The sequence below is a fragment of the Dactylosporangium sp. NPDC005572 genome, assembly GCF_040605515.1.
Taxonomy (GTDB): domain Bacteria; phylum Actinomycetota; class Actinomycetes; order Mycobacteriales; family Micromonosporaceae; genus Dactylosporangium.
Genome location: NZ_JBEXCY010000410.1, coordinates 1 through 3755 on the forward strand (window position 1 = coordinate 1; position 3755 = coordinate 3755).

Genomic DNA, 3755 nt, shown 5'->3' on the forward strand with positions numbered 1-3755 from the left:
GTCCTCCGAACCGTGCTGCGGTGCTGCGTTCGGACCACCATCGGGTCAGTTCGGCGCTGGGCCGGTGCCGTGCATGGACCAGCAGCGACACGAAGAACTGGTTCACGGCCAGCAGGTGGTCGAGGGTCGGGCTCGCGTAGACGCGGTCCTGGCGTTCGCGTAGCGCTTTTGCGGTCGGTGGGTTGTCGTCACGGGACAGTGCCATGTAGCAGGCGGAGAGCAGCCCCGGCAGCCAGCACACCGGGTTGGGGCCGTTGGGCCGGTTGCGGATGAACCGATCGATGAATCCGATGCGGCGCAGCAGGAGCAGCCGGTGCCGACAGGTTGTCACGTTCGTGAACAGGGCCGAGGACAGCTGGTCGGTGGTCAGCGTGGTGTGCTCGTCGAGGAGTGACGCGATCGCGTAGTCGCGTGGCCGGAGCCGGTGCGAGATGCCGATGAGGCTGTGCGCCGCTCGCCGGCTCGGGTCCGAAATGCGAGGCATGGCACTGAAGCGTTCGCCCCGGGAGAGTTCCACTTCAGGGAAGTGTCGGGATTCGAAGGATGCGGACATGGTGTCTCCTACCTGGGCTGTTGGGTGGATGACGGCGGCCAGGCCCCGGCAGCACGGCGCTGGACCCTGGCCGAGTCGGGGACTGGTGCGACAACCGGGTCCTGGCCGGGGTGGGCGACGTGCGGCTGAGGAACATCGCGGGCCACGGTCACCTGCGTGAGCGCGCATCCGGGCGCATGAGGTTTGCTGCTCGCAGCCAGACCGTCGGTTGGCGTGCCAGTGTGGGTTACGCGACGTGCTGGTGGGTTGGTGGTGCACTGCCCGGGTCCTGGTCGTCACCGCCGGGCGGGTCGTCCACACCGGCGAGCTCGGCGATCGCCGACCGGCTTCCGGCAGGACCCGGCGTGGCGTCCGCGGCGGTCTGCCGGACCGCGATCGCTTCCCCGACCAGCGTCCGCGGCGGGTTGGTCCGCAGCGTGAAGGCCGCGGTCTCGCGGCTGTTGACGACCAGCCGGCACGCGGCCCGGTAGGCGTCCAGGTGGGACAGGTCGTGCTCGTCGAGTTCGGGCATTGTGTGCCGCGCCAGTTGGCGGGCGTCCTCGGGGGCGCAGGAGAAGAACACCTTGTTGCGGGCGTTCGCGGAGATGGCCAGCTGTGTCTCGCGTGGCATCTGGGACAGGTTCTGGTGAGCCAGGATGAGGCCGAAATGGTAGCCACGGGCCTCGGCGAGCATGTCGCCGACACTGCCCGGCAGGTTCAGGAAGTTGTGGGCCTCGTCGATGTAAGCGAACGCGTCCCGCCGCTGCGGCTCAGGGAGCCGGGCTCGGCCGGTCGCGGTTTGCCAGGCGGAGGCCAGGACGAAGCTGCCCATGAGCCGGGCAGTCTCCTCGCCGATCTGGCCTTTCGGGAGCCTGGCCAGCAGGATGCCGCCGTCGAGGACGCGGCGCATGTCGAAGCTGGACCGTGGCGCGCCGAGGCTGCGGCGGACGAAATCGCGCAGCAGGAACGCGCGGAGCCTAGACAGCACCGGACCGATGACCTGCGCTCGCAGCGGCGGCGGGGTCGACTCGAACCACTCCCAGTAGCCGCGCAGACCTTCCGGGTCGTCGAGGTCCTGGGTAAAGGTGTACCGGAACCTTCTGTCGTTAAGCAGCGGCGGGATCAGCGTCAGGGTGGCGTTGGCCTTGCGGAGCAGGGTCAGGCACGCCACGCGGAGCGTGTCGTCGATCCGCGGACCCCAGTGCTTGGCGAAGATCCGCCCGAAAATGGAGACGATGTTGTCGACGACCAGATCGTGGTCGTCGCCCTGCAACGGGTTAAGGGTTGTTCCGGCCGACTGGTCCGGGTCGATGATGGTGAGCCGTTTAGCGTGGCCGGCCGGGATCCGGTCGAGCAGGTCGAGGACCAGGTCCCCCTTCGGGTCGATGACGATGACCCCGCGACGTGCGTGGATGTCATCGAGGATCATGTTCATCAACAGTGTCGACTTGCCGGAGCCGGTGGAGCCGAGGACATGCAGGTGCTGGCGGGCATCGGCGACGTTGAGGGCGACGGAGTGGCCGCCGACGTCGGCCTTGCCGAGCACCTTCGTGCCGCGCCCACCGGAGGCGACGGCGACCGGTGCGGGCATCGGCTTGGCGCGGGCCCGGTCCAGACCGGGCACGGCGATGTCCTGCGGCAGCGCCGCGATCGTGGCCAGTTCCGCGGACGACAGCAGGAACCCGCGGCGCAGCATCCGGGCGGCCAGGACGCGGGCCGGATGCTTGATGGACAGCCGGCGGAGCCGGTTGCGTCCGGTCCAGGACCCGAACGCGGAAGCGATGCCGTGGGCGAGGGTGACCAGCCGAGGCCTGGCGCCGTCGGGGTCGCTGCGGCGCGGGTTGGTGTGCGCGACGCCGAAGCGCAGCGCCACCTCCCACTGGGTGCCGGCGAGCTTGTCGAGGCCGGCCCGGCCGTCACGCTCGCGTTGCGGATCACTGCCAGGTATCGGCGTGTGCCGCGCGGCCGGATGAGTGCGTCGGCCCGTGCTGAACAGCTCCAGGTTAAAGTCGAGGACGACGCGCAGCCAGGTGGCAGGGTCGAGCAGGTCGCGTGGTGGCCGGCCGGTGCGCAGCCCTTGGACGCCGCGGCGCAACCGTCGGATCTGCCTGTTCGTGGCGGGGCGGGCCAGGATCTGCACGCAGGCCGACTCCGCGGCGTGCAGCCCGGACGCGGCGGCGATCAGGGTGCGCATCGGGTCGTTGTCGTGCTCGGTCTGCAGCGGGTACCAGGCCGGCAGGGAGGGGGCGAGTGCGCCGCCGACATCGAGGGCGTCCAGGGGCAGCGGCGGGTCGGCGTCGGTGACGGTGCACGCGGCGCCGGGCCAGGCGCCGCGGATCGCGGCCTGGATCGGGCCGGGCGGGATGGCGCGTGGCACCCAGATCGCAATGGTCAGTTCCCGGCCGCCCCACCGATACTCGACAGCGATGTGCGGGCGGCCGTCGCGCAGACGGTGGCGCCAGCCGGTGTGCAGGATCGCGGCGAGGGTGGCCCACAGGGTGGCGGAGCCGTCCGGGTCGACCTCCGGCGGCGGGCTGATGGTGATCAGCTGGGCGTGGCGGGCAACCCGGGCGCGCCAGCGGCCGGCCACGACGGTGCGCGCCGTGTAGCCGATGGCAACGAGCAGGGCGGCGACGAGTGCGAGCCAGGGCCGGTCCTGGCACCAGGCGACAGCAGCGGTGGCGGTGTCGAGTAGCCATTGCGACGGGCCGGGCAAGGGCGGCACCGACGGTGCCGGCGGTGAGGTGGGAGCGGGCGGCGGAGCGAACGCGGGGATGGGCGCGAAGACGGAGTGGCCAACTGCTGCATGTCGAGTGCGCGGTGGTGCGCTCTGATCGCCTGCGGGGGCATAGTCGCCGTCGCCGGGTGGGCGATAGCCAAACCCATCCGGTGTGCGCAATCCTTGCGGCGGCAGGTGAAACACGCCGGTACCGGGAGTGCCTCGGGAACCAGGCCCGTCAGGGCCGAACGGACGTGGAGTCTGTGGAAGACCAGCACCTGTGCTGGCTGTGGTCAGTGAAGCGTCAACCTCGCACCGCTTCGGCGGGGAAGACGGGGAGTGTCCGCTGGTAACGGCGGACTGTGGGCTGGCGTGCTCGCTAGAGCGCACTCGCTCGCAACAGCTGGTGTTCACTGGTCGGGCCCTTTCGGAGAACAAAGGGGCCGTGGGGTAGAAGCGCCAGAAGTCGTGCTCGATCGGCAGGGTCTCGCACGACGCGAAGCC

At 70.5% G+C, this 3755-nt stretch carries 2 protein-coding genes; both read right to left on the bottom strand.

Annotation, left to right across the window (positions count from 1 at the left end; genetic code table 11):
• Window positions 1-484: replication-relaxation family protein (locus ABZS66_RS60975; protein WP_354774049.1), on the bottom strand; the 484-nt coding region annotated here is incomplete at its 3' end.
• A 295-nt stretch (window positions 485-779) separates the two neighbouring features.
• Window positions 780-3257: a type IV secretion system DNA-binding domain-containing protein gene (locus ABZS66_RS60980; protein ID WP_354774051.1), complete on the bottom strand. Its 2478-nt coding sequence runs from the start codon at window positions 3255-3257 to the stop codon at window positions 780-782.
• Window positions 3258-3755: the final 498 nt, after the last annotated feature.